The organism is Brevundimonas sp. SH203 (assembly GCF_002157625.1).
In the GTDB taxonomy this organism is placed as follows: domain Bacteria; phylum Pseudomonadota; class Alphaproteobacteria; order Caulobacterales; family Caulobacteraceae; genus Brevundimonas.
Genome location: NZ_BDMM01000003.1, coordinates 334,944 through 359,867, shown reverse-complemented (window position 1 = coordinate 359,867; position 24,924 = coordinate 334,944). Strand labels below are relative to the sequence as shown.

At 66.9% G+C, this 24,924-nt stretch carries 22 protein-coding genes; 3 read left to right on the top strand and 19 right to left on the bottom strand.

Annotated features, from left to right (window positions below):
• Window positions 1-30 precede the first annotated feature (30 nt).
• From SH203_RS08675 to SH203_RS08595, 17 genes are all read right to left on the bottom strand, one after another.
• Window positions 31-1,092 carry an NAD(P)-dependent alcohol dehydrogenase gene (locus SH203_RS08675; RefSeq protein WP_087120475.1) on the bottom strand — a complete coding sequence of 354 codons (1,062 nt, stop codon included), beginning with the start codon at window positions 1,090-1,092 and terminating at the stop codon, window positions 31-33.
• 76 nt (window positions 1,093-1,168) lie between these two features.
• The gene (locus SH203_RS08670) at window positions 1,169-1,918 is read right to left on the bottom strand and encodes a DUF72 domain-containing protein (RefSeq protein WP_087120474.1); all 750 of its coding nucleotides are present in this window, start codon (window positions 1,916-1,918) and stop codon (window positions 1,169-1,171) included.
• 59 nt (window positions 1,919-1,977) lie between these two features.
• Complete coding sequence (locus SH203_RS08665; protein WP_087120473.1) at window positions 1,978-2,235, bottom strand: type II toxin-antitoxin system RelE/ParE family toxin; 258 nt, start codon at window positions 2,233-2,235, stop codon at window positions 1,978-1,980.
• 1 nt (window position 2,236) lies between these two features.
• The gene (locus SH203_RS08660; RefSeq protein WP_087120472.1) at window positions 2,237-2,497 is read right to left on the bottom strand and encodes a type II toxin-antitoxin system ParD family antitoxin; all 261 of its coding nucleotides are present in this window, start codon (window positions 2,495-2,497) and stop codon (window positions 2,237-2,239) included.
• A gap of 54 nt (window positions 2,498-2,551) precedes the next feature.
• Window positions 2,552-3,913, bottom strand: a complete 1,362-nt coding sequence (locus SH203_RS08655; RefSeq protein ID WP_087120471.1) for a glutamate--cysteine ligase — start codon at window positions 3,911-3,913, stop codon at window positions 2,552-2,554.
• Window positions 3,914-3,981: 68 nt separating this feature from the next.
• Entirely contained in the window at window positions 3,982-4,713 is a 732-nt protein-coding gene (locus SH203_RS08650; protein WP_087120470.1) for a 16S rRNA (uracil(1498)-N(3))-methyltransferase, read from the bottom strand.
• Window positions 4,714-4,793: 80 nt separating this feature from the next.
• Window positions 4,794-5,126: a GIY-YIG nuclease family protein gene (locus SH203_RS08645; protein WP_087120469.1), complete on the bottom strand. Its 333-nt coding sequence runs from the start codon at window positions 5,124-5,126 to the stop codon at window positions 4,794-4,796.
• A gap of 114 nt (window positions 5,127-5,240) precedes the next feature.
• Entirely contained in the window at window positions 5,241-6,404 is a 1,164-nt protein-coding gene (locus tag SH203_RS08640) for an acyl-CoA dehydrogenase family protein (RefSeq protein ID WP_087120468.1), read from the bottom strand.
• A gap of 178 nt (window positions 6,405-6,582) precedes the next feature.
• Complete coding sequence (locus SH203_RS08635) at window positions 6,583-8,367, bottom strand: acyl-CoA dehydrogenase C-terminal domain-containing protein (RefSeq protein ID WP_087120467.1); 1,785 nt, start codon at window positions 8,365-8,367, stop codon at window positions 6,583-6,585.
• A 3-nt stretch (window positions 8,368-8,370) separates the two neighbouring features.
• Window positions 8,371-8,850: a MerR family DNA-binding transcriptional regulator gene (locus tag SH203_RS08630; protein WP_087120466.1), complete on the bottom strand. Its 480-nt coding sequence runs from the start codon at window positions 8,848-8,850 to the stop codon at window positions 8,371-8,373.
• Between the two features lie 321 nt (window positions 8,851-9,171).
• On the bottom strand, window positions 9,172-9,588 hold the full coding sequence (locus tag SH203_RS08625) for a DoxX family protein (protein WP_087120672.1): 417 nt from the start codon (window positions 9,586-9,588) through the stop codon (window positions 9,172-9,174).
• A gap of 181 nt (window positions 9,589-9,769) precedes the next feature.
• Window positions 9,770-10,729, bottom strand: coding sequence for a TraB/GumN family protein (locus tag SH203_RS08620; RefSeq protein ID WP_087120465.1), 960 nt, complete (start codon window positions 10,727-10,729; stop codon window positions 9,770-9,772).
• A 54-nt stretch (window positions 10,730-10,783) separates the two neighbouring features.
• Window positions 10,784-10,981, bottom strand: coding sequence for a helix-turn-helix transcriptional regulator (locus SH203_RS08615; RefSeq protein WP_087120464.1), 198 nt, complete (start codon window positions 10,979-10,981; stop codon window positions 10,784-10,786).
• Window positions 10,978-11,427 (bottom strand): hypothetical protein, encoded by a 450-nt coding sequence (locus tag SH203_RS08610; RefSeq protein ID WP_087120463.1) that lies wholly within the window; start codon window positions 11,425-11,427, stop codon window positions 10,978-10,980. Before SH203_RS08610 ends, SH203_RS08615 begins: the two co-directional genes overlap by 4 nt.
• Before the next feature lie 99 nt (window positions 11,428-11,526).
• Complete coding sequence (locus SH203_RS08605) at window positions 11,527-11,745, bottom strand: helix-turn-helix transcriptional regulator (protein WP_087120462.1); 219 nt, start codon at window positions 11,743-11,745, stop codon at window positions 11,527-11,529.
• A gap of 9 nt (window positions 11,746-11,754) precedes the next feature.
• Window positions 11,755-12,282: a DUF2975 domain-containing protein gene (locus SH203_RS08600; protein WP_087120461.1), complete on the bottom strand. Its 528-nt coding sequence runs from the start codon at window positions 12,280-12,282 to the stop codon at window positions 11,755-11,757.
• A gap of 123 nt (window positions 12,283-12,405) precedes the next feature.
• A complete protein-coding gene (locus SH203_RS08595) occupies window positions 12,406-13,863 on the bottom strand; it encodes a protein adenylyltransferase SelO family protein (protein WP_087120460.1) in 1,458 nt (485 codons plus the stop codon).
• 331 nt (window positions 13,864-14,194) lie between these two features.
• Here SH203_RS08595 and nhaA point away from each other — a divergent pair, with 331 nt between their 5' ends.
• Entirely contained in the window at window positions 14,195-15,439 is a 1,245-nt protein-coding gene (gene nhaA, locus SH203_RS08590) for a Na+/H+ antiporter NhaA (RefSeq protein ID WP_087120671.1), read from the top strand.
• A gap of 204 nt (window positions 15,440-15,643) precedes the next feature.
• Window positions 15,644-18,286, top strand: a complete 2,643-nt coding sequence (locus SH203_RS08585) for a TonB-dependent receptor (protein WP_087120459.1) — start codon at window positions 15,644-15,646, stop codon at window positions 18,284-18,286.
• Between the two features lie 226 nt (window positions 18,287-18,512).
• Here the strand turns inward: SH203_RS08585 and SH203_RS08580 are convergent, their stop codons facing one another.
• Both SH203_RS08580 and SH203_RS08575 read right to left on the bottom strand, forming a co-directional pair.
• Window positions 18,513-21,719 carry an efflux RND transporter permease subunit gene (locus SH203_RS08580; RefSeq protein WP_087120458.1) on the bottom strand — a complete coding sequence of 1,069 codons (3,207 nt, stop codon included), beginning with the start codon at window positions 21,717-21,719 and terminating at the stop codon, window positions 18,513-18,515.
• A 12-nt stretch (window positions 21,720-21,731) separates the two neighbouring features.
• Window positions 21,732-22,880 carry an efflux RND transporter periplasmic adaptor subunit gene (locus SH203_RS08575; RefSeq protein ID WP_234989437.1) on the bottom strand — a complete coding sequence of 383 codons (1,149 nt, stop codon included), beginning with the start codon at window positions 22,878-22,880 and terminating at the stop codon, window positions 21,732-21,734.
• Between the two features lie 195 nt (window positions 22,881-23,075).
• Between SH203_RS08575 and lepA the strand changes: the two genes are divergently transcribed.
• Window positions 23,076-24,884: a translation elongation factor 4 gene (gene lepA / locus SH203_RS08570; RefSeq protein ID WP_087120456.1), complete on the top strand. Its 1,809-nt coding sequence runs from the start codon at window positions 23,076-23,078 to the stop codon at window positions 24,882-24,884.
• Window positions 24,885-24,924: the final 40 nt, after the last annotated feature.

Here is a 24,924-nt window from a genome sequence, read left to right as displayed (position 1 = left end):
AAGTTTCACGCTTCCGTCGCGTTCCATGCGTCAGGCCGCCAGACTGGCCATGTCGATGACGAAGCGATAGCGCACGTCCGACTTCTCCATCCGCTCATAGGCCTCGTTGATCTGGTCCGGGGCGATGGTCTCGATGTCGCAGGCGATGCCGTGCCGGGCGCAGAAGTCCAGCATCTCCTGCGTCTCGCGGATGCCGCCGATCAGAGAGCCGGCGATGCGGCGGCGACGCCACAGCAGCGGCAGGGCGAAGACCGGCAGTCCCTCGGTCGTCAGGCCCAGCATGATCATGGTCCCGTCGCGGGCCAGAAGCTGGATGTGGCTGGCGATCTCGTGCGTGGCGGAGACGGTGTTGATGATCAGGTCGAACTTTTCCGCCGCCGCCTTCATCGCATCCTTGTCGGAGTTGATCAGGAAGTGTTGGGCGCCCATCCGTTCGGCGTCCGCCTTCTTGCGGTCGGACGTCGATAGGACCGTGACCTCGGCGCCCATGGCCGTCGCCAGCTTGACCGCCATATGGCCCAGGCCGCCCAGGCCGATCACCGCCACCCTGGACCCCGGCCCGACGCCCCATTCCTTCAGCGGCGAATAGGTGGTGATCCCCGCGCACAGCAGGGGCGCCGCCGCGTCCAGCGGCAGGCTGTCGGGGATCGACAGCACGAAATGCTGGTCCACCGTGATGTGGTCGGAATAGCCGCCCTGGGTGATGGTCTGATCCGTGCCGCCCTTCCTGTCCTTGCCGCCATAGGTGCCGGTGAAGCCGGGGACGCAATATTGCTCGACGCCTTCCTGGCAGGAGGCGCATTCGCGGCAGCTGTCGACCATGCAGCCGACGCCGACCCGGTCGCCTACCTTGAAGCGGGTGACGTTCGATCCCACCGCCTTGACCACGCCGGCGATCTCGTGGCCCGGCACCAGCGGATAGGTGGATCGGCCGGTCTCGCTGCGCGCCGCGTGCAGGTCGGAATGGCAGACGCCGCAATATTTGATGTCGATCAGCACATCGTCCGGGCCCGGATCGCGACGCTCGAAACTATAGGGCGTCAACGGCTTGTCGGCGGCGGTCGCGGCGAAGGCGCGTGTGGCGATCGGCATGAGGAAGTCCTTCAGAGTTGGGCGGGCGGCTGGGTCTGGATGCGGCCCCGGCCGAACGGTCGCAAGGCGGTTCGGCCTATTTCAGCTTGGCGATCAGCGCCTGGGCCGCCGCCGGGTTCCGCACCTTGGCCCCCGAGATGAAATAGGCGAAGACCTCGCCGCGCTTCGCCCAAGTCCGGGCCTGGTCCGCCACGGCGTCCAGTTCGGTCGCGGTCATGCCGGTCGGTTCGTCCTCGCGGCTGGACATCAGGCGGGCATATGAGAAGTCGGCGGTCGCCTCGTCGATCTGGGGCCAGGTCGGCTCCTCGTCGTCCACCGCATAGACGATGGCCGCCCCGTATTTGCGCGCCAGATCATGGAATTGTTCGGTGGCGAAGGTGGGGTTCCTGACCTCCAGCGCGTGACGCAGCCGCACCCCGTCCTTCTCGGGCGGCAACAGCTTCAGAAAGCCCTCGAAATCCTCGGCGTCGAATTTTTTCGTGCCCATGAACTGCCAGTTGATCGGCCCCAGCTTGTCGCCCAGTTCGGTCAGGCCCTGGGACAGGAACTTGTCGAAGCTTTCGGCGCCGTCCGACAACACCTTTCGATTGGTGCAGTAGCGGCTGGCCTTGACCGAAAACACGAAGCCGTCCGGCGTCTCGTCGCGCCATTTCCTCCAGCTGTCGGGCTTGAAGGTCGAATAATAGGTGCCGTTGATCTCGATGGAGGTCAGTTTCGACGCCGCATATTCCAGCTCGCGTTTCTGAACCAGACCCTCGGGATAGAAGACCCCGCGCCACGGCTCGAACGTCCAGCCGCCGATGCCGACATGGATGGGGTGGGTCATGGTTCGTCTCCGATTTCACGGTCTCCCAATGGATCAGACATCCAGTCTTCTCGCATATGTCAAATGCGGAGAACCAAAACACCTTGATCATTGAGGGCGTAGACAATGACATGCGCCCTGTGAGGATGAACGCGCACAGGCGGAGCGGTGTCGTCTCTTTCCCGATTTGATTTGGGGTAGGTCGCGATGAGATCGAGCGTATCTTGAAGAGAGGCGACGTAGGCGTCAGCCTGCCGCAATCCAAACATCTCGACGCTCTGACGAAACAGCCCACGCATGTCGGCGCGCGCGGCTCTGGATACCCGCAGCTTGGCCAATTCAGCCTGCCTTGCGTGTCGTTTCAGTCAGATACTCGGCGCGAACCTCTTCGAAAATTTCTCGTGGCGTTTGATCGCTGACGCCTGAGGCATAGGCTTCGTCGATCAGCCTCTGCATATGGGCGATCTTCTCGGCCTTGATCTGCTCGCGACGGATCAGGTCGCGCACCACGTCGGAGGTGTTGGCGTAGCGGCCGGATTTCGCCTGTTCCTCGACCCAGGCCTTCATCGGGTCGGGCAGGGAAATGTTCATCGTCGCCATGGTCGCCTCCTGTGCAGGGATCAGGCGATCTTTGGCAAACCTTGTCAAGAAGGTTCAGTAGGCGAAGTCGGCGTAGATGCGCTTCACATCGCCCTGCCAGGCGCCGTGATACAGGTCCAGCAGGCGTTCGGCCGGGGTGATCCCGCTGTCGGCGATGTCTTCCAGTTCCGACAGATAGCCGCGCTCGTCCACCATGCCGCCCGAGAATCGGGCGCGGTTCTTCAGCCCCTGTTTGGCGATGGCGACCAGGTCGACGGCGATGTCGCGCACGCTGCGCCCCGCGACCTCGGCCTTCAGGCCCAGGCGGGTCACGTCGCGGCGCAGGCGCTCATGGTCGGCGATGTCCCAGTCCTTGACCAGATCCCAGGCGGCGGCCAACGACGGGGCGTCGTACAGGACCCCGGCCCACAGGGCGGGCAGGGCGCAGATGCGGCTCCACGGCCCGCCGTCGGCGCCGCGCATCTCCAGATAGGCTTTCAGCCGCACCTCGGGGAAGAGGGTGGTCAGATGGTCGTTCCAGTCCTTGATCGTCGGATATTCGCCGGGCAGGGCGGGCAGTTTCCCGGCCTGGAAGTCGCGGAACGACTGGCCCGAGGCGTCGATGTAACGGCCGCCGCGCTTGGCGAAATACATCGGCGTGTCCAGCGCATAGTCGGCATAGCGTTCGAAGCCGAAACCGTCCTCGAACACGAAGCCCAGCATCCCCGTGCGGTCGGCGTCGGTGTCGGTCCAGACGTTGGCGCGGGCCGACAGGAAGCCGTTGGGCCGCCCCTCGGTGAAGGGCGAACAGGCGAACAGGGCGGTGGCGATGGGTTGCAGCGCCAGGGAGGTGCGGAACTTCATCACCATGTCGGCTTCGCTGTCGAAGTCGAGGTTCGCCTGGATGGTGCAGGTGCGCAGCATCATGTCCAGACCCAGCGATCCGACCTTGGGCATATAGGCGCGCATGATGTCGTAACGGCCCTTGGGCATGACCGGCACGTCCTCGCGCCGCCACAGCGGGTCGAAACCGGCGCCCAGGAAGCCGACGCCGATCTGGTCGGCGACCTGCTTGACCTCCATCAGGTGCTGGCCGGTCTCGTTGCAGATGTCGTGGATGGTCAGGAGCGGCGCGCCCGACAGTTCCAGCTGGCCGCCCGGCTCCAGGCTGACCGAGGCGATGAAGCCCTCCGCGTTACGACGCTCCAGCCCGATCAGGACGCCGTTCTCCTCGACGCGGGACCAGCCGAACCGCTCCAGCCCTTCCAGCATGGCCTTGATGCCGCCGGGCCCCTCATAGGCGGGGCGCGCCAGGGTGTTCTTGTCGAAGCCGAACTTCTCGTGCTCGGCGCCGATCCGCCACTGGTCCTTGGGCTTGATGCCATTGGACATGGCCTCGATCAGAGCGTCTCTGGAAAGCGGCGCGTTCTCGGCCATCTGTAACCCCTGCTGTCGCGGCTAGATGGCGGCTAATGCGGCGTTCCTCAAGAGGATGCGCGGAGTATTTAACGGTCCCAATCGCCGACCGCCGCCTGCCACAGGGTCATGGCGGCGATGGCGGCGGTGTCCGCGCGCAGGATGCGCGGGCCCAGCGAGAGGGCGGTGGTGAAGGGCAGGGATCGCAGCCGTTCGCCCTCTTCCGGCGAGAATCCGCCCTCCGGCCCGATCAGGATGGACCATTTTCGATCCTGGGCGCCTTGGCCGGCCGCCGTCAGGGCCGCCACCGCCGGCGCCCCGCCCGTTTCGTCGCAGAACATCAGCCGTCTTCCGGCCTCCCAGCCGTCCAGCAGGGCGTCCAGCCGGATCGGATCGTCCACGGCGGGCACGTCCAGACGCCCGGTCTGTTCGGCGGCCTCCTCGGCGATGGCGTCCAGCCGGTCCAGGCGGATGCGGTCGGCGTTGGTGCGTTTGGTCAGGACAAGCCGCACCCGCCGCGCCCCCAGTTCGGCGGCCTTTTCCACGATGGTCTCGACGCGGGCCTTCTTCACCACCGCCACGATCAGCTCCAGATCAGGGCCGAAGCTCTGGGGCCGCACCTGTTCCTCGGCCCGCAGGATGACGCCCTTCTTCAGCACCTCGGCTATGGTGCAGCGCCACTCGCCGTCGCGCCCGTTGAACGCCAACAGGTCATCGCCCGCCTTCAACCGCATCACCTGCGTCAGATAGCGCGACTGGTCCAGCGTCGGGGCGACGGGCGCAGCGGCGGCGAGGGGGGAGGTGACGTGAAGGCGGATCATGCCCCTACATGACTTGCACGCCAGCACTTGTCATCCCGGCCGTAGCGAAGCGAAGAGCCGGGACGGAACGCCGCTGTCACTTATCCCAGCCCGGTCGGCCCCGCCGAACCGGGCTCAGCCCTGGCCTGCAACGCCCCATAAAGATCGAGCCACTGCGGATTATCCTTCTCGACCAGAGCGAACTTCCAGTCTCGCAACCAGCGTTTGATCCGCTTTTCCCGCAGGATCGCCTGGTCGATGTATTGATGGGTTTCGTACCAGACCAATCGGTCGATGCCGCGTTCGGCGGTGTAGCCGGGGATCAGTCCCGATTTATGCTCGGCCACCCGTCGCACGATGTCGTTCGTCACACCGACATAAAGATAGCCGCACGGGCCACTGGCGAGCAGATAGACATAGAAGCAGTTCGTCATGACGCCGTCTCCCGGCTCAACCCTTGCGGGTTGTCCGGGAGTGGTCAAGTGGTGTGCTGTGTCCCCGTCCCCGATCTTCGCTGCGCTTCGTCGGGGATGACAAGGAAAGGGGGTTTACAGCGTCCGCGCAATCAGCAGTTTCATGATCTCGTTGGTGCCGCCGTAGATGCGCTGGACGCGGGCGTCCTTGTACAGTTGGGCGATGGGGTATTCGTTCATATAGCCATAGCCGCCGAACAGCTGGAGCATCTCGTCGATGGTCTCGCCCTGGATGTCCGTCACCCAGTATTTGGCCATGGAGGCGGTCGCGGCGTCGAGCTGACCCTTCAGGTGCAGAGAAATGCAGTGGTCGACGAAGACCTTGGCGACGGTCAGCTTGGTCTTGACCTCGGCCAGTTTGAACTGGGTGTTCTGGAAGTCCAGGATCGACTTGCCGAAGGCCTTGCGCTCCTTGACGTAGGCGAGAGTGGCTTCCAGCCCGCGCTCGGCGGCGGCGACGCCCTGGACCGCGATGTTCAGCCGTTCCTGGGGCAGCTGCTGCATCAGCTGGACGAAGCCCTGGCCCTCGACGCCGCCGATGATGTTGTCGCCGGGAACCTTGACCTCGTTGAAGAACAGTTCGGAGGTGTCGTTGGCCTCCATGCCGATCTTGTGCAGGTTGCGGCCGCGCTCGAAGCCTTCCGCCCCGTCCGTCTCGACCACGATCAGCGACGTGCCCTTCGAACCCTGCGAGGGGTCGGTCTTGGCCACCACGATGATCAGATTGGCCAGCTGGCCGTTGGTGATGAAGGTCTTGGAGCCGTTGACCACATAGCCGTTGCCGGACTTGATGGCGCTGGTCTTGATCCCTTGCAGGTCGGACCCGGCGCCCGGCTCGGTCATGGCGATGGCGCCGACCAGTTCGCCCGACTGCAGGCGCGGCAGCCAGCGCTGCTTCTGCTCCTCGGTGCCGTAATGCCAGATGTAGGGCATGACGATCGCATTGTGCAGCGAGATGCCGAAGTGGTCCGCGCCCTTCCAGCCCAGCTGGCGCATCAGCACGACCTCGTGGCGATAGTCGCCGCCGAACCCGCCGTCTTCCTCGGGCAAGGAAAGGCCCAAGAGCCCTGCGTCGCCCGCGTCGTTCCACAGCTGGCGCGGGACTGACGAGTCCGCGATCCACTTCTGCACCTTGTCCAGCGGCGCGTGTTCGTCGATCCACTTGCCGACGCTGTCGGAGAAGAGGGTGATCTCTTCTTCACGCATGAAGTCGGGGTCGGGGCTGTTGAGGACGTTCATCGGGTGATCCGGCTTTCTCCCTCCCCGTCCGGGGAGGGTGGCCGCGCAGCGGCCGGGTGGGGGCGGCAAGGCGAAGCGTCGCAGGATGAGGGCGGATTGCATGGCCGCCCCCACCCGGTGTCCGCTTCGCTTCGACCACCCTCCCCCGCAGGGGGAGGGAGATGTTCGTGCGGCGTCCTCAGAACGCCTCGGCCGGCATGGCCATCAGGACGTCGGCGCCGGTCTTCATCTTCTTCAGATGGGCCTCCGTGTCGGGCAGGATGCGCTCGACGAAGTAGCGGCCGGTCTGAAGCTTGGTCGCATAATAGGGATCGGTCGAACCGGCCTCGACCTTGGCCTGCGCCACCTTGGCCATCTGAGCCCACATATAGGCCAGCGCCGTCAGGCCGAAGACGTTCAGATAATCGGTCGAGGCGGCGGCGGCGTTGTCCGGGTTGGCCATGCCGTTCTGCATCAGCCACATGGTGCCGTCCTGCAGCTTGGCCTTGGCGTCGGCCAGGCCGTCGACGAAGGGTTTGATGGCCTCGTTGCCGCCGTTCTCGGCGACGAAGGCGTCGATCTCGCCGAACCAGGTCATGATGGCCCGACCGCCGTTGGCGGGCAGTTTGCGGCCCACCAGGTCCAGCGCCTGAATGCCGTTGGTGCCCTCGTAGATCATGGTGATCCGCGCATCGCGCAGATACTGCGAGGCGGGGAAGTGTTCGGTGTAGCCCGAGCCGCCGTGGACCTGCATCCCCAGCGAGGCGACGTGGAAGCCCTTGTCGGTCAGATAGGCCTTCAGCACCGGCGTCAGCAGGCCCATATAATCCTTGGCCTTGGTCGCCACGGCCGCGTCCTCGGACTTCTCCAGATCAGCGTGAAGCGCGGTCCACAGGATGAAGGCCTGGCCGCCTTCCACGAAGGCGCGGGATTCCAGCAGCATCCGGCGCACGTCGGGGTGGACCATGATCGAATCCGCCGGGCCGTCCGGGTTCTTCGGCCCGGTCAGCGAACGGCCTTGCAGGCGGTCCCTGGCGAATTCCACGGCGGCCTGATAGGCGGCGGTGCCGATGGCCAGGCCCTGCAGGCCAGTGCCCAGGCGGGCCTCGTTCATCACCACGAACATATTGTTCATGCCGCGGCCTTCTTCGCCGATCAGCCAGCCCTTGGCGCCGTCGTACTGCATGACGGCGGTGGCGTTGCCGTGGATGCCCATCTTGTGTTCGAGCCCGGCGCATTCCAGCCTGTTGCGCTCGCCCAGCGACCCGTCCTCATTGACCAAAAACTTGGGCACGACGAACAGGGACAGGCCCTTGATGCCCGGCGCCGCGCCCTCGACGCGCGCCAGCACCGTGTGGATGATGTTGTCCGAGAAGTCGTGTTCGCCCGCCGAGATCCAGATCTTCTGGCCGGTGATCGAATAGGAGCCGTCGCCGTTGGGCACGGCCTTGGTGCGGACCATGCCCAGGTCGGTGCCGCACTGAGGCTCCGTCAGGTTCATGGTGCCCGACCATTCGCCGGTCGCCATCTTGGGCAGGTATTTCTGCTTCAGCTCTTCCGAGGCGTTGGCGTGGATGCCCGCATAGGCGCCCGCCGTCAGGCCCGGATACATCGAAAACGCGGCCGAGGCGCCCGCCGTCATCTGACCGAAGGCCGAGGCCACCACGCTGGGCATCCCCTGACCGCCATAGGCCGGGTCGGCGGCCAGCGCCATCCAGCCGGCTTCCGACATGGCCTTATAGGCTTCCTTCCAGCCCTTGGGTCCGGTCACGACCCCGCCCTCGGCCCAGTGACAGCCTTCCTTGTCGCCCGGATTGTTGATCGGGGCGATCACCTCGTCGGCGAACTTTGCGCCCTCTTCCAGGATCTGGTCGACCAGATCCGAAGAGACGTCCTGGAAGCCCGGCTGGTTGGTGTAGCGGTCGATCTCCAGCACTTCGTTCAGGATGAAGGTGAAGTCGCGGACAGGCGCCTTGTAGGCCATGGATTACGCTCTTGCTTTGAAGGGGTGATGGTCGTGATTGAGGCGCGACTTCAACAGCCGCTCATAGTCTTCCGCGCCCGGAAGCAGGTCGGGGCGGTGTTCGGACAGTTTGGACTCCATCCAGGCGCAGGCGGTTTCCGCCGTCTCGATGGCGCCTTCGATGTCTTCGAGCTGCTGTTTCAGCGCCGCGATCTGGGCGCGGTGGCGGACCAAGGCCACGGCCATCTGGTGGACGTTGTGGTCCTTCTGATCGTAGAGATCCATCATGTCCTGGATCTCCTGAAGGGTGAAGCCGATGCGGCGGCCCCTCAGGATCAGCTTCAGCCGGGCGCGGTCGCGGGCGTCATAGACCCGCGTCTGGCCCTTGCGCGCGGGGGTCAGCAGCCCCTTGTCCTCATAGAAACGAAGCGCGCGGGCCGTGGCGCCGAACTCGCGGCACAGCTGGCGAATGGAATAGGTTCTGTGATCGTCGGCTGTGGCCATGGGCCGACCATAACTTTACCCGCACGTAAAGGGAAGAGTTTACGCGCACGTAAGGGTAAGCTTTTTCGGCGGGGCATCGGGAACGGCTCCGCCCGCGCCAGCGAGCCTTATGGAAAGGCGTTCATTACAACGCGCACGACGACGCCCGTGCGATCTCGTCGTGCGCGCCGTGAACTCGTTGTGATCGTCGTGACGAACCCTCTCGCCCAAGTCCCGCTCTCACGGGCGGCAAAGAAAATGCCCGGAACCGGGGGGACGGTTCCGGGCGCGAAACGCCGGATGGAGGGGGGAGAACGTCCGGCGCTCGAACGTGTCGGCCTGTCAGGCCCGGCGGCGACCCAGCAGCACCGGAACCGTGAAGGCCAGAAGGACGGCGTTGACCGCCGCCAGGGCGATGTCGTGATTGACGGCGTGGATGGCCAGCATGGCCGTCTCCATGACGATCAGGCCGGCGGTGGCGGTCAGCAGCAGCGGGCGGCCGACGCGCCAGGAGATCAGCGGGCTCAGCACGCCCAGCGCCAGCACCACCTCGACCATGCCCAGGCCGCGCACCATGTTCTCGGGCGCGACGGCGGGCCAGCCCATCAGATTGATCAGATTGGTCATCGGCTCGGTCAGCTTGGCGTAGCCGGCGGCGATGAAGAACATCGCGATCCAGCCCTGCAGCGTCCACAGGGCGATGTTGCGATAGGCGGCGCGGCTGCGGGCCTGGGTGGCGGGAAGGGTGGTCGTGGTCATCGGGCGGGCCTGGTTCGTGACAGCCGCGAAATCGGAAGGATGTCGCCGTTCGCAGGAGGGGATATAGCGGCGCTTCCGATGTTTGTCATCCATCGATGACATCAATTGATGACATCAGTTGATGACTTTGTGTTACAGCCTGACGGGGCGGCCCGAAGTTCCGGCCGCCCCGCCTCTGTATCTATTGCCGGACGGCGACGATCCCCTTGGCCGCCAAGAGCTGTTGCAGGCTGTCGTCGCCCGCCAGATGGGCGGCGCCGACGGCGATGAAGCTGACGCCCGAACCCTTCAGCAGGGTCTCGATCTGGTCCGCCCAGTCGGCGTTGCGCCGGGCCAGGAAAATCTGGTGGACCTCTTCGGAAATGCCGCGCCCGTTCTCGAAGGCGAAGCGGTCCATCGCCGCGACATCCCCCGCGCTCCATCCCTTGACGGTGCGCTCCATCTGGTCGGCGGCGGTGGAATAGGTCGCCAGATAGTTGCGCAGATAGGTGATCTGGCCCTCGTCGCTCATCCGCGCCAGGCCGCCGATCTGCTGGTCCAGCGTCTCCAGCCCGTGGATGGGCTTGCCCGCCGCCAGCGCCCGGGCGCGCAGGTTCAGCTCGACCCCGTTTTCCGGCAGGAAGCCGGCGGCCTTCAACGGGCCGGTGGCGATCATCAGGGCGGCGAACCAGGGGCGGGCGGGGTCGATCTGCTGCGGGCTCAGGCCCACGGCGCGAACCGCCGTGTCCAGGGTCGCCTGCTCCTGCGGGGTCAGCCAGCTGGACAGGGGTTTGTCCGGCGACATGGCGTAGTGCTGGAACAGGGGGCCGAGCGCGGACTGGTCGTCGGGGTCGGTCACTTCGAACCAGACGTCCGAGGCGCTGTCGAAGGCGGCGTCCACCTTGTCCGAGCCCCAGGCCGCGCCGGTCTTCAGCATATGGACCGTGCCGTACAGATAGACGGTCGAGTCCGCGTCGCGGATGGCCCACAGGGCCGGGCCGTCGCCGGGCGCGCGGGCGATGGGGGCGGGGGCGGCGGGCGTTTCGGCGGCGTGGGCGTCCACGGCCAGGAAGGCGGCGCTGGCGGCCAGGCCCACGGCGAGGCCGAAGCCGATGGATTGCAGGCGCGAGGCGGCGCGCCCCAGAGCGATCTGGAGAGTCATGGTCTTGGTCCTTGATGTTTGAGGGTGTTTCGGGCGGCGACAGGCCGCCGGGGATCAGACGGCGAAGAGGTCTTCGACCGGATGGTTCAGGACGCGGGCCAGACGAACCGCCAGCGTCAGCGAGGGCATATAGAGGCCGGCCTCCACCGCGCGCAGGGTCAGACGCGAGACCCCCGCGCGCTCGGCCAGCTGGGCCAGGCTCTGGCGCCGCAGGGTGCGAAGGGCGCGAACCCGATTGGAGGTTCGGCTCATCCGCGCAGTCTTTCGACGACCCAGGCCGCGCCATAGCCGGCGGCCTGACCGAACAGCAGGCACAGGAAGCCGAAGACGGCCCAGCCTTCCTGCCGTCCCGCCATCGGCCCCGGCGCGACCGGCAGGTTCAGGGCCAAGGCGACGGCCAGGGCGGCCGCGCCGAGCAGGATGCCCAGGTTTCCGCCCCTCCACCAGGCGCGTCGATGGGCCTGACGTGCGGCCTCGTCCAGATCGCGCCACCAGAAGACGGAATGGGCGACCACCCCCGTCAGTATGCCGGCGATCAGGACGACCTGGCCCAGGGCGGGCGGCTGGCCCAGACCCTGGGGCCAGAAGGGCATGGGCGCTTTTACGGTCGCGCCCACGACGACCAGCGCCAGAAGGCTGGTCACGACGGCGGCGCTGTCGCCGGCGGTCTTGCGGGTCGGTTCGATAGAGATATTCATGACAAGCTCCCCTGTCGTTGTGACAAGGGAGCTTTACGACAAGCAAAGATGGGGAGTCAAGTATCATTTACATTGAGGCAATGACGCTTTCCTTTCGGCTCAATCCTCCGGCTGCGGCCCCGCCGTCTGGACGATCAGATCGCCGGGCTGGCAGTCCAGTTCGCGGCACAGGGCGTCCAGGGTGGAGAAGCGGACGGCGCGAGCCTTGCCGGTCTTCAGGATCGACAGATTGGCCAGGGTCACGCCGACGCGGTCGGACAGTTCGGTCAGGGACATCCGCCGTTCCAGCAGCAGACGGTCCAGTTGGATCAGGATCATGACGCGCCCTCAGACCGTGGTCAGCTGTTCGTCGCGCATGGCCGAGCCCTGCCGGAACACCTCGGCCAGGATGAAGACCACCAGAATGCCCAGCCAGGACCCCAGGTCGAAGTCATAGTCGGACGGTGACTGGCCGATGGCCCGGGGCGCGACGAAGGCCAGCAACAGGGCGGTGGCCTGGATGCCGATCAGGCCGAACCCGACGCCCTGCAGGCGTTTGACGTTGGCGAACTCGAAGGCGTCGCCCTGATTGACCGACAGCAGGATGCGCCGCAGCCGGTTGATGATCCACCAGGTGAAGCCGCAGGCCATCGCCGCGCCCAGCAGGGTCAGACGACCTGTCCATTGCAAGGTGTTGCTCGGATCGGCGCTCGCGCCCTTCAGCCCGTCGATCAGGCCTGCGCCGAAGCTGGGCACGATCAGGGTGAACAGGAAGACGAGGATGGTGGCGACGGCGCCGATCATCACGAACACATTGACCAAGCCCAGCAGCCAGCGCAGCGCGCTGGCGACGGAATATTTGCCGATCAGTTTCATCTCGAAAGCCCTTCCATTCGGGTCGCCCTCCGCGACCGCCTTGGTGACTATCGATATGGATTTATCGATAAACGGGCAAGAACATTATCGATAAACGAGATGAAGCTTTCGTAAGGTTCGGCGTCAGGCCGTGAAGCCCCAGGCCAGACGCGCCGCCTCCAACCGATCCAGCTTGGCTTGGAAGGGCGCCCAGTCGTCGGCGTCGGCGATGGCGGCCCAGATCGTCTCGACTTCGTCGATCAGCATCTCCTCCGGCTCGCGGGCGGCGAACATCGGATGCTCCAGCCGCTCGATCCGATCCGGCTCATGCTCCATCAGGGCGAAGCGGAAGGCGTCGAAGGCCTCGCCCTGATACAGTTTGGCGCGCGGCCCCGACAGGGCGCGGGCCGAGGAGGCGAAGCCGCCGAACCAGTCGAAGAACAGCGGCTCCCACCGCATCGCCTCGCCGCCTTCGCGCAGCAGGGCCAGGGTCGCATCGACCAGCCGCTGATCCGCCGCCTCGCCCAGGCTGTGGACGCCCAGCCGCATCAGGAAGGCGGCGCGCAGTTCGCGGATATAGGCGGGACCAAAGCCGTTCAGGGCGTCGGCCAACCGCTTGGGCTCCGACACCACGGCGAGACAGCTGGCCAACTGGGTCAGGTTCCAGAACACCGCCTCGGGCTGACGCGCGAAGGCGTAGAGGCCGCCGTGGTCGAAATAGGCGGCGGTGAAGCCGGGCTGATAGGCGGGCAGGAACCGCCACGGCCCATAGTCGAAGCTCTCGCCCGTGACGTTCAGATTGTCGGTGTTCAGCACCCCATGCACGAACCCCGCCGCGATCCAGCGCGCGGTCAGCCGGGCCGAGGCGGCGGTGATCGCCTGCATCAGTCCGGGAACGTCGCCGGGCGCGATGTCGGGGTGATACAGGCTGCGGACGTGTTCGATCAGGGTCTCGATCTGGTCGGGGCGGTTCAGATAGGCGGCGCGCTGGAACGTCCCGAACCGCACATGGCTGTGCGACAGCCGCACCAGGACGGCGGAGCGCGTCGGCGACGGCTCGTCCCCCCGCTCCAGCGCCTCGCCGGTTTCGATCAGGGACAGGGCGCGGCTGGTGGGAACGCCTTGCGCCTCCAGCATGGCCGCCGCCAGCACCTCGCGCACCCCGCCCTTCAGCGTCAGCCGCCCGTCGCCGTCGCGCGACCAGGGGGTGCGGCCCGAGCCCTTGGTGCCCAGGTCGAGCAGTCGTCCTTGGGCGCTATCGCTCGCGACGGGGTCGCTCGCTGCCTGAGCGCGAGGCGTCTCCCGCATCTGCGCCGCCAGAAAGCCGCGTCCGTCGCCCAGATCGGGATTGTAATGGCGGAACTGATGCCCGTGATAGCGCATGGCGACCGGGCCGGGCTGGCCGGGCAGGGGCTCGAACCGTCCGAAGGCGGCGACCCATTCGGTGTCGCTCAGTCCCTCCAGCCCCACCTCGGCGGCGGCGCGGTCGTTGCGGAACCGCAGGATCGTCTGCGGAAAGTCGGCGGCCTGAACCGCATCGGCGTAGTCGGCGCCCAGATCGAAGAAGCGCGGTTCGGGGCGATAGGCGGGGGAGACGGGCATGACCGGCTAGGTGCGTGTCCGAGGGGAGGAGTGCAACCTTTACCGCGTCATTCCGGGGCTGAGCATCGCGAAGAACCCGGAACCCAGGGGGACGAGGCGAACGCCGGCCGCGTCAAGCGCCGCAGACGCTCTCCTGGGTTCCGGGTTCGTCCTGCGGACGCCCCGGAAGGACGCCTGAAAGGGTGGCGAGGCCGGGCCGAGTTCGCTATTCTGGCCTCAGCCATCAGGTCGCCCCGCGCGGCCAGGCCGGCGCGCTCCTATGGGCTGCGAATCCGGTCCGACGCCCGTCGATAACCTGGCGTCACGACGAAACTTCCTTTTGGAGGCCGACGTGGCGCGCAGACTGACTCTCGATTTCCTCAGGACCGAGGCCGCATCCGGCGCGGCCCTGGCGCTGGCGGCCGTCGCCGCCCTGATCGTGGCCAACTCGCCCTGGGCGGCGGACTATTTCGGCTGGCTGAAGTCCTCTCACATCATCCAGATCGGCCCGATCCGGCTGGAGGAGACGATCTCCGACTGGATCAAGGAAGGGCTGATGGCGGTCTTCTTCCTCGGGGTGGGGCTGGAAATCAAATACGAGATCGTGCGCGGCGAACTGAGTGATCCCCGGCGGCTGGCGACGCCGGTCCTGGCGGCGCTGGGCGGGATGGCGGGGCCGGCGGCGGTCTATCTGGCGCTGTCCGGCCTGATCGGCGCGCCCCACGCCGGCTGGCCCGTTCCGCTGGCCACCGACATCGCCTTCGCCCTGGCCGTGTTCGGCCTGGTGGGGCGGGGGCTGCCGCCGTCGCTGCGGGTCTTTCTTCTGACCCTGGCCATCGTCGACGATCTGGGGGCCATCGTCCTGATCGCGCTGCTGTTCAGCGAGGGGACGCACTGGCTTCCATTGCTGGGGGCCGCGGCGGTCCTGATCGCGGGCGCCGTCGTCGCGCGCCGCGTCCGCATCCCCGCGCCCGTCTGGATTCTGGGGTTCGCTGTCGTCTGGTATCTGACGATCCGGTCGGGCCTCAGCACCTCCTTGACGGCCGTGGCCTTCGCCCTGATCGTGCCGATCCCGCCGCGCGTCGAGGGCGGCCACAGCCCCCTGAAGGCGGCGATCCACGCCCTGCATCCGTGGACCGCCTTTCTGGTCCTGCCGCTGTTCGCCTTCGCCAAGGCGGGCGTCTCCTTCGCGGGCCTGACGCTGGAGCAGGCGTTCGCGCCTCTGGTCGTCGCCATCGCCCTGGGTCTGTTCCTCGGCAAACAGGTCGGCGTGTTCGGCGCCGCCTGGCTGGCCTCGGCGCTGAAGATCGGAGCGCGGCCGTCGGGGGCCGGCTGGCTGCAGGTCTATGGGGTGTCGCTGCTGTGCGGCGTCGGCTTCACCATGAGCCTGTTCATCGGCGTCCTGGCCTTTCCCGGCGCGGTCGACAGCCCCGAACAGGTCGAGGTCAAGCTGGGCGTCATCGGCGGCTCGATTCTGTCGGCGATCGCGGCGGCCGGGGTGCTGGGCCTGGCGGGGCGTGCGCGGCGGCCCGATCCTGCGGTCCTGAAGCCCGGAGTGGAGCCTCCGGGGCCGAAAACCGGGCAAAACATGACCTAACGTCAGGGTTTTCTGTCGCTTCCTCGACACACAAAGGCGGATGTGAGGCGAAAAATCGTCGCGGCGGACAACGCTCGCTTGTCGGTGGCGGCGAAGCGCGCTTAGCCTAGCGATAACGAACGATCCCCCAAGAAGGGGACGTCGATGGGAACAGGAAACGCCGTGATCGCTCCAGGCGTCGCGGCTTCAGCCGGGAGGACGCCAATGCGCCGCAATCTTCAACTCAGGACCACCGTGTCCGCCGCCGCCGTGATCGGCGCCGTCGCCTTCGGTTTCGCCGGGGCCGCCGCCGCCCAGGAAGCGCCCGCCTCGGTCGACGACATCATCGTCACCGCCCAGAAGCGCGAACAGAGCCTGCAGGACGTGCCGATCGTGGTCACGACCCTGTCGCAGGAACTGCTGCAGGGCGCGGGCGTCCAGGACATCAAGGATCTGCAGATCCTGACGCCGGGCATGACCGTCACCTCGACCCAGTCCGAAGCCTCCACCACCGTCCGCATCCGCGGCGCCGGCACCGTCGGCGACAACCCCGGTCTGGAAAGCTCGGTCGGCGTGGTGATCGACGGCGTCTATCGCTCGCGCAACTCGGTCGGCTTCGGCGACCTGGGCGAACTGAGCCGCATCGAGGTTCTGAAGGGACCGCAGGGCACCCTGTTCGGCAAGAACACCTCGGCCGGCGTCATCAACATCATCACCGAGCGCCCGTCGTTCGATCCGTCGATCTCGGCGGAGCTGACCGGCGGCAACTACGGCGCCTGGGGCGGTTCGGTCTCGGTCACGGGGCCGCTGACCGATCAGGTCGCCGGCCGCCTGTTCGTCGCCCACCGCGAGCGTGACGGCTTCTACGACGTCAACAACGGCGACGGCCCGAACACCCGCAAGGACGACCAGAACCAGAACTACTGGACCGCGCGCGGCCAGCTGCTGATCCTGCCCAGCGACAACGCCTCGATCCGCCTGATCGCCGACTACACCAAGCGCGACGAATACTGCTGCGTCGCCGTGCAGACCCGCGTCGGCCCGTCCCAAGCCTTCATCGCCGCCCTGACGGCCCCGAACGGCCAGGGTCAGGCCTCGCCTTCCGCCGGCTTCGGCACGGTGCCCTTCTCGCGCCTGGCCTATTCGAACCGCGAGACGCCGCAGGAGATCGAGGACATGGGCCTGTCGGCGGAAGCCACCGTCGACTTCCCCAGCATCAACGCCACCCTGACCTCGCTGACTTCGTGGCGCGACTGGTCGTTCCAGCAGGGGATGGACCTGGACTACACCGGCGCCGACATCCTGTACCGCGCCAACGACGGCTCCAACGGCTATGGCGTCGGCAACCTGACCCAGGAACTGCGTCTGGCGGGCACGACGGACAAGTTCGACTGGCTGGTCGGCATGTTCGCCACGCGCGAGACGGTCTATCGCGACGACAACTACGTCTATGGCTCGGACTACAACGCCTTCGCCTCCCTGCTGCTGACGGCCTCGCTGCCGGCGGCCGTGGGCGGTCCCAGCCCCTCGCGTCTGGGCTGCTTCACCAATCCGAACGGCTTCCTGGTCGGCACCGCCGGCGCTGCTGCGGGCCAGCCTCTGTGCGTGATCGGCGCGGTGCCGCCCAGCGCCGCCGCCCCGACCTTCGCGGCGGGCAAGGCGTATGAAGACCACTATTCTCAGAAGTCGGAATCGGTGGCCCTGTTCACCAACAACACCTGGAAGGTGAGCGAGGCTTTCGACATCAACCTGGGCCTGCGCTACACCTATGACAGCAAGCGTCTTCTGGGCCTGCAGGACAATCTGGGCAGCAACGGCGCGGCTTGCGGCGGCGCCCTGGCCAACCAGAACCCGGCCAACCGCACGGTCTCGCCGATCCCCGGCACCGCCAATGTCGCCACACCGGCGGCGGCGCTGGGCCTGCTGTGCCTGCCCTGGTCCAACCCGCAGTACGACGGTCGCCGCATCCAGGAGAAGTTCAGCGACAGCGACATCTCCGGCACGATCAAGGCGTCCTACCGCTTCAACCCCTCGATCATGGTCTATGGCTCGTATGCGCGCGGCTACAAGGGCGCGGGCTACAATATGGACCGGGTGCAGACGGGCGTGACGCCGGACGCCTCGCTGTTCTTCAAGGCCGAGACGGTCGACAGCTATGAGGCGGGGGTCAAGACGACCCTGTTCAACCGCACCATGCTGCTGAACCTGACCTACTTCGACCAGAAGTTCGAGAACTTCCAGCTGAACACCTTCCTCGGCACCGCCTTCGTGGTGGAATCGATCCCGGAACTGACCTCGCGCGGCGTCGACGCCGACATGGTCTGGTTCACCCCGGTCGAGGGCCTGTCGTTCCAGGGCGGCGTGACCTACACCGACGCCAAATACGGCCAGTTCGGCGCCGGCGACCTGTCCAGCCCCGGCCGATTCCCGCAGCTGTCGCTGCTGCCGGGCGCGCGCGCCTCGTTCGCCCCGGAATGGTCGCTGACCGGCGCCCTGGCCTTCGACCGCTCGCTGGGCGGCGGCCTGCGCGGCGGGTTCAACCTGTCGGCCAAATATTCGACCGATTACAACACCGGCTCGGACCTGTTGCCCTACAAGCATCAGGACGCCTTCACGGTGGTCAACGGCCGCGTGTCGATCGGGTCGGAAGACGAACGCTGGACCGTGGACGTCTGGGCCCAGAACCTGCTGGCCGAGAAATACACCCAGGTCGGTTTCGCCGCCCCGCTGCAGGGCACGGCCTTCGCCAATGTCACGACGCCGCAGGCGAACGGCACCTACTACAATCAGGCCACCGACACGGCGACCTACAACGCCTATCTGGGCGCCCCGCGCACCTGGGGCGTGACGCTGAAGGTCAAATACTGATCGCTCGGCTCCACGGCTGAACGGCGAAGGGCCGACCGGGAAACCGGCCGGCCCTTTTCCTTGGGCGCTGTGTCGGCGGCGGGGCAGGTTCGTCGTGCCTCGTCGCGTGCGTCGTGATGAATCGGCCCGCCATCCGACCCGTCCGCTCGCCCGGTCGTCGCGACATGAAAAAGGCCCGGTCGGATCGCTCCGGCCGGGCCTTCGTCGTTTCGTCAAGGGCGGCGGATCAGCCGGGCCGGTCGTCTCCGGCCGCCGCCTCCTCATGCCCGTGCTGGCCGTGGAACATCTTGTCCAGCCGGCCTTCCAGGCGGCGCTTCATGCCGTCGATCAGGCTGAACACCACCGGCACGAACAGCAGCGACAGGGCGGTCGAGGTGATCAGCCCCCCGATCACGGCGATGGCCATGGGCGAGCGGAAGGCGGTCCCCTCGCCGAAGGCCGCCGCGATGGGCAGCATCCCCAGACCCATGGCCATGGTCGTCATGATGATCGGCCGCGCCCGCTTGTGGGCGGCGTCCATCAGGGCGTCGTGGCGGCTCATGCCCTTCTCCATCGCCATGATGGCGTAGTCGACCAGAAGGATGGAGTTCTTGGCCGCGATCCCGGTCAGCATGATGATGCCGATCAGGGCCGGCATGGACAGCGACTTGCCCGTCACCAGCAGCAGGAAGAAGGCCCCGCCGAACGACACCGGAAGCGCCGCCAGAATGGTGATCGGGTGGAAGAAGCTTTTGAACAGCAGGACCAGCACGACATACATCAGCAGGATGCCCGTCACGATGGCGAAGGCGAAGCCCGTGCCCAGTTCCTGGAAGCTTTCGGCGTCGCCCGACGGCTTCTGGCTGACCCCGCGCGGCAGGTCCTTGATGGAGGGCAGGGCGTTCACCGCCTGCGTCCCCTGGCTCAGCGTCAGGCCGCTCAGCTCGGCGGTGATGTTGGCCACGCGCAGGCGGTCCAGACGGTTGATCTGGTTCGGCCCGGCGCCGAAGCTGATGTCCGCCACCGCCGACAGGGGCACGGTGTGGCCCGACGCCGTCGGCACCTGCAGATTCTCCAGCACCGCCAGGTCCGAGCGCGCCTGTTCGGTCAGCATGACGCGGATCGGCACCTGGCGGTCGCCCAGGTTGAACTTGGGCAGCAGCTGATCGGCGTCGCCCAGGGTGGCGACGCGCGCGACCTGACTGATGTCCTGGGTCGACACCCCTTGCAGGGCGGCGATGTCGGCGCGCGGCGTGACCAGGATCTCTGGCCGCACCAGAGAGGCGGACGACACCACGTTCGACAGGCCGGGGATGTTGCGCATCTCGCGCTCCACCTTGGCGGCCGCCGGCTCCAGCACGGTCGGATCGTCGCCGACCAGGGCGATGGACAAGAGGCTGGACCCGCCGCCGCCGCCCGACGTGCCGAACTGCACCCGCGCGCCCGGCGTCTTGCGAAGGATCGGACCCATCTCGCGTTCGAATTCCTGCTGGCTCAGCTTGCGGTCCCAGCGCCCGACCAGGTTGACGGTCAGATTGGCGCTGCGGACCTCGCCCGACGAGCCGCCGCCGCCGGGGCCGAAGTTGACGGTGGCCGATCCGACGGAGGAATAGACCGACTTCACCTCGGGCCGTTTCAGCAGTTCGCGGTTGATGCTCTGCACCGCATGGTCGGTTTCGGCCAGGGTCGCGCCCGGCGCGAACTGCACCGTGACGGTGGAGCGCGAGATGTCCTCGACCGGGATGAACTCGCCCGGCAGGCGGCTGGCCATGAAGATGGACAGGAAGAAGAACAGGACTCCCAGGCCCAGAACCCAGATGCGGTGGTCGAACATCCGGTCCGCCACCTTGCGGCGGAACCAGCCGGCGCGCGGGTGATGCTCGGCCCGGCGCTTGCGCCAGTCGTCGCCCAGCGCCCAGTTCAGGGCGCGCAGATACGGCCCCATCCAGAACGGCTCGCCATGCTCCTTGCCCTGGTCGCGCTTCAGCAGATAGGCGCCCATCAACGGCGTCAGGGTCCGCGCCACCAACAGCGACAGCAGGACGCTGACGCAGGTGGCGATGGCGAAGCTGCGGAAGAACTGGCCCACGATGCCGGGCATGAAGCCGGTGGGGGCGAACACCGCCACCAGGGTCGCCGTCGTCGCCATGACCGCCAGGCCGATCTCGTCCGCCGCCTCGATGGCGGCCGGGTAGGGCGGTTTGCCGTCGCGGATGTGGCGGACGATGTTCTCGATCTCCACGATGGCGTCGTCGACCAGAATGCCGATGGTCAGCGACAGGGCCAGCAGCGTCACCACGTTCAGCGACTGGTTGGTCAGGTCCATGACCCAGAAGGTCGGGATCAGCGACAGGGGCATGGCCACCGCCGCGATCAGGGTCGCGCGCCAGTCCCTGAGGAAGATGAAGACCACGGCGATGGCCAGGAGCGCCCCCAGCACCAGGGTCTCGACCGAGGCGTGGAAGTTGTTGATGACGTCGGTGGTGGTGTTGGCCACCTCCTCGATGGTGACGTCGCCCCGCTCCTGATCCAGCTTCCTGATCTCGGCGTTGACGCGATCATAGACGTCCACCTCGGACGATCCGATGGCGCGCGACACGCCGAAGCCGACCACTTCCTGGCCGTTGAACCGGGCGCGGCCGCGCGGCTCGGACCATTCGTCGGTGATCTGGCCCAGGTCGCCCAGGCGCACGCTGCGGCTGCCGATGGGGATCAGGGTTTCGCGCAGCTGTTCGACCGACTTGGCCGAGCCGACGGTGCGGATGGCCTGTTCCTCGCCGGCGATCTCGCCCCGGCCGCCCGGCAGGTTGATGTTGGAGGCGCGCAGCTGGTTCGACACCTGGGCCGCCGTCACGCCCGAGGCGGCGAGACGCGCGGGGTCCAGCTTGATGCGGATTTCGCGGCTGACGCCGCCGTCGCGGCTGATCTGGCTGACGCCGCGCACCGACAGCAGGCGTTTGGCCACGGTGTTGTCGACGAACCAGCTCAGCTCCTCGGGGCTCATGCCCGGCGCCCGCACCACATAGTTGGCGAAGGGAATGGCCGTGAACTCGATGCGCTGGACGATCGGCTCCTGCACGTCGGCGGGCAGGTTCTGGCGGATGCCGCTGACGGCGTTGCGGACGTCGTTCGTGACCTTCTCCAGGTTCACGCCCAGCTGGAACTCGATGGAGGTGGTCGACACCCCCTCGTTGACCACCGAGTTGATGTGTTTGACCGACCCCAGGCCCGCCACAGCATCCTCGACCAGACGGCTGACCTGGGTCTCCATCTCGGTGGGGGCGGCGCCGGCCTGAACCACGGTCACGGCGACGACCGGCAGGTCCACGTCGGGGAAGTTGTTGGTGCGGAGCTTGAAATAGCTCATCGTCCCCGCGATCGTCAGGACGACGAACAGCAGGACGATGGGGATCGGGTTCCTGATCGACCAGGACGAGATGTTCTGAAAGCCCATCGGTCCGGTTCCTTAGCGCGCGGCCTGACCGGCGGGGGCAGAGGCGGGCGCGGGCGCTTGAGCCTGAGGGGCCGCCGCCGGGGCCACCGTCACATGGTCGCCCTCGCCCAGGAAGCCCGCGCCCTGGACCACGACGCGCTGTCCGGCCTGAACGCCGGTCACGGCCACCCGATCGCCGTTTCGCACCCCGGCCGTGACCGGGACGAAATGCACGGCGTCGCCCTGGACGACGACATAGACGCCCGGCTTGCCCTCCCGATAGACGACGGCGGTCGCCGGCACGACCAGCGCCGCCTGGTCGCTGACCGCGATCTCGGCGCGGGCGAACATGCCGGGCCGCAGCTGGGCGCCGGGCGCCAGCGAGATGCGGGCCAGGCCCAGTCGGCTGGTGGCGTTCACCTCGGGCGTGACGATGCGGACCGAGCCGGTCGTCTGGCCCGCCTCGCTGGAGGTCACGGTCGCCGACTGGCCGGCGCGCACCAGACCCAGCTCCGTCTCCGGCACCTGGGCGTCCAGCTCCAGCCGGCCGTCGCGGACCATGCGGAACAGTTCGGTCCCGGCCGAGATGATCTGGCCCTTGGTCACGCTGCGGCTGATGATCAGCCCGCCCACGGGCGCGCGGATGGTCGATTGGCTCAGGCGCGTCTGGGTCTCGGACAGGGCCGCGCGGGCGGCGGCCAGATTGGCCGTCGATGAGCGTTGATTGGCCAGGGCGGTGTCCAGCGACGCCTGACTGAGGAAGCCGCGTTCCTTCAGTTGCTGGGCGCGGTCCAGGGCGGCGGCGTCGCGGGCGGCGTTGGCCTCGGCCAGCTGCACCTGGGCCTGCTGCTGGCGCAACTGGGCGCGCAGCAGGACGTCGTTCATCTGCACCAGCGGCTGGCCCTGACGGACATAGGAACCTTCGTCGACATACAGGGCCGTGGCGGTCAGGCCCCCGGTCTCGGCCGCCACCGGCACCTCTTCCCAGGCCGAGACGGTGCCCGAGGCGTTGACGGTGCGGCTCAGACTGGTCTGGGTCACGGTCGCGACGCTGACGGTCTGGCGCGAGCCGCCGGCCGCATCGTCCTTCTTCTCCTCCTTGTGCCCGCCGCAGCTCGCCAGCAGAAACGCCGAAAGGGCCATGGCGCCGACATGAAGAGCGGTTCGGGTCGTCTTGGACACGGGGGAATTCCTCGGATGCAGGCGAAGCGTATCGCCGGCTCGCGCCGGTCGAGAGAAAGGGGTCGATCCATACCGTGTTCGAGAGCCGTTCTCAAACGCGGAAGTGGTTTGTTGCAAAGCCGTAATGCGGCCCGACGCGCGACAGATCGGCCGTGCGACTGGCCCCGAGTGCTTACGCATGATAGGGGCGCGCGGATGACGACTCCCCCTATCTCGAACATTCGGAACTTCAGCGTGGTCGCGCACATCGACCACGGCAAGTCGACCCTGTCCGACCGGCTGATCCAGCACACCGGCGGCCTGACCGCGCGCGAGATGTCCGAACAGGTCCTCGACAACATGGAGATCGAGAAGGAGCGGGGCATCACCATCAAGGCCCAGACCGTGCGCCTGACCTACAGGGCGCGCGACGGGCAGGACTACATCCTGAACCTGATGGACACGCCTGGCCACGTGGACTTCGCCTATGAGGTGTCGCGCAGCCTCGCCGCCTGCGAAGGCTCGCTGCTGGTCGTCGATGCGTCCCAAGGCGTCGAGGCCCAGACCCTGGCCAACGTCTATCAGGCTATCGACAACAACCACGAGATCGTCCCCGTCCTGAACAAGGTCGATCTGCCCGCCGCCGAGCCCGACCGCGTCCGCGCCCAAATCGAGGACGTGATCGGCATCGACGCCTCCGAAGCCGTCCTGGCCAGCGCCAAGTCCGGCATTGGCATCGAGGAGGTGCTGGAGGCCATCGTCACCAAGCTGCCGGCGCCCAAGGGCGACATCAATGCGCCGCTGAAGGCCATGCTGGTGGACGCCTGGTACGACCCCTACCTCGGCGTCGTCGTGCTGGTGCGGGTCTTCGACGGCGTGCTGAAGACCGGGATGCGGGTCAAGATGATGCGCAACGGCTCGACCCACCTGATCGACCGGGTCGGCGTCTTCCTGCCCAAGAACACGCCCGTCGATCAGCTCGGCCCGGGCGAGGTCGGCTTCATCACCGCCCAGATCAAGGAAGTGGCCCACGCCGCCGTCGGCGACACCATCACTGACGAGAAGAAGCCGACCGCCGAACCGCTGAAGGGGTTCAAGGAGGTCCAGTCGGTGGTCTTCTGCGGCCTGTTCCCGGTGGACGCCGCCGATTTCGAGGACCTGCGCGCCGCCATCGGCAAGCTGCGGCTGAACGACGCCTCCTTCACCTATGAGATGGAAAGCTCGGCGGCGCTGGGCTTCGGCTTCCGCTGCGGCTTCCTGGGTCTGCTGCACCTGGAGATCATCCAGGAGCGCCTGAGCCGCGAGTTCAACCTCGACCTGATCGCCACGGCGCCGTCCGTCGTTTACAAGATCGGCCTGCGCGACGGGACCGAGATGGACCTGCACAATCCGGCCGACCTGCCCGACGTGATGCAGATCGAGACCATCGCCGAGCCCTGGATCAAGGCCACGATCCTGACGCCCGACGAATATCTGGGCGGGGTTATCAAGCTGTGCCAGGACCGTCGCGGCCAGCAGATCGAACTGTCCTATGTCGGCAACCGCGCCATGGTGGTCTATGAGCTGCCGCTGAACGAGGTGGTGTTCGACTTCTACGACCGGCTGAAGTCGATCTCGAAGGGTTACGCCTCGTTCGACTACGAGATCACCGAATACAAGGTCGGCGACCTGGTGAAGATGTCCATTCTGGTCAACGCCGAGCCGGTCGACGCCCTGTCCATGCTGGTCCACCGCGCCCGCGCCGAGACGCGCGGCCGGGGCATGGTCGAGAAGATGAAGGAACTGATCCCGCCCCACCTGTTCCAGATCCCGATCCAGGCGGCCATCGGCGGCAAGATCATCGCCCGCGAAACCGTCCGCGCCCTGCGCAAGGACGTGACCTCCAAATGCTACGGCGGCGACGCCACCCGCAAGAAGAAGCTGCTGGAAAAGCAAAAGGCCGGCAAGAAGCGCATGCGCCAGTTCGGCAAGGTCGAGATCCCGCAGGAAGCGTTTATCGCGGCGCTGAAGATGGACGAGGATTGAGGGCGATCATTTGGGTGAAGTCACCGGAATGATCTGTGCT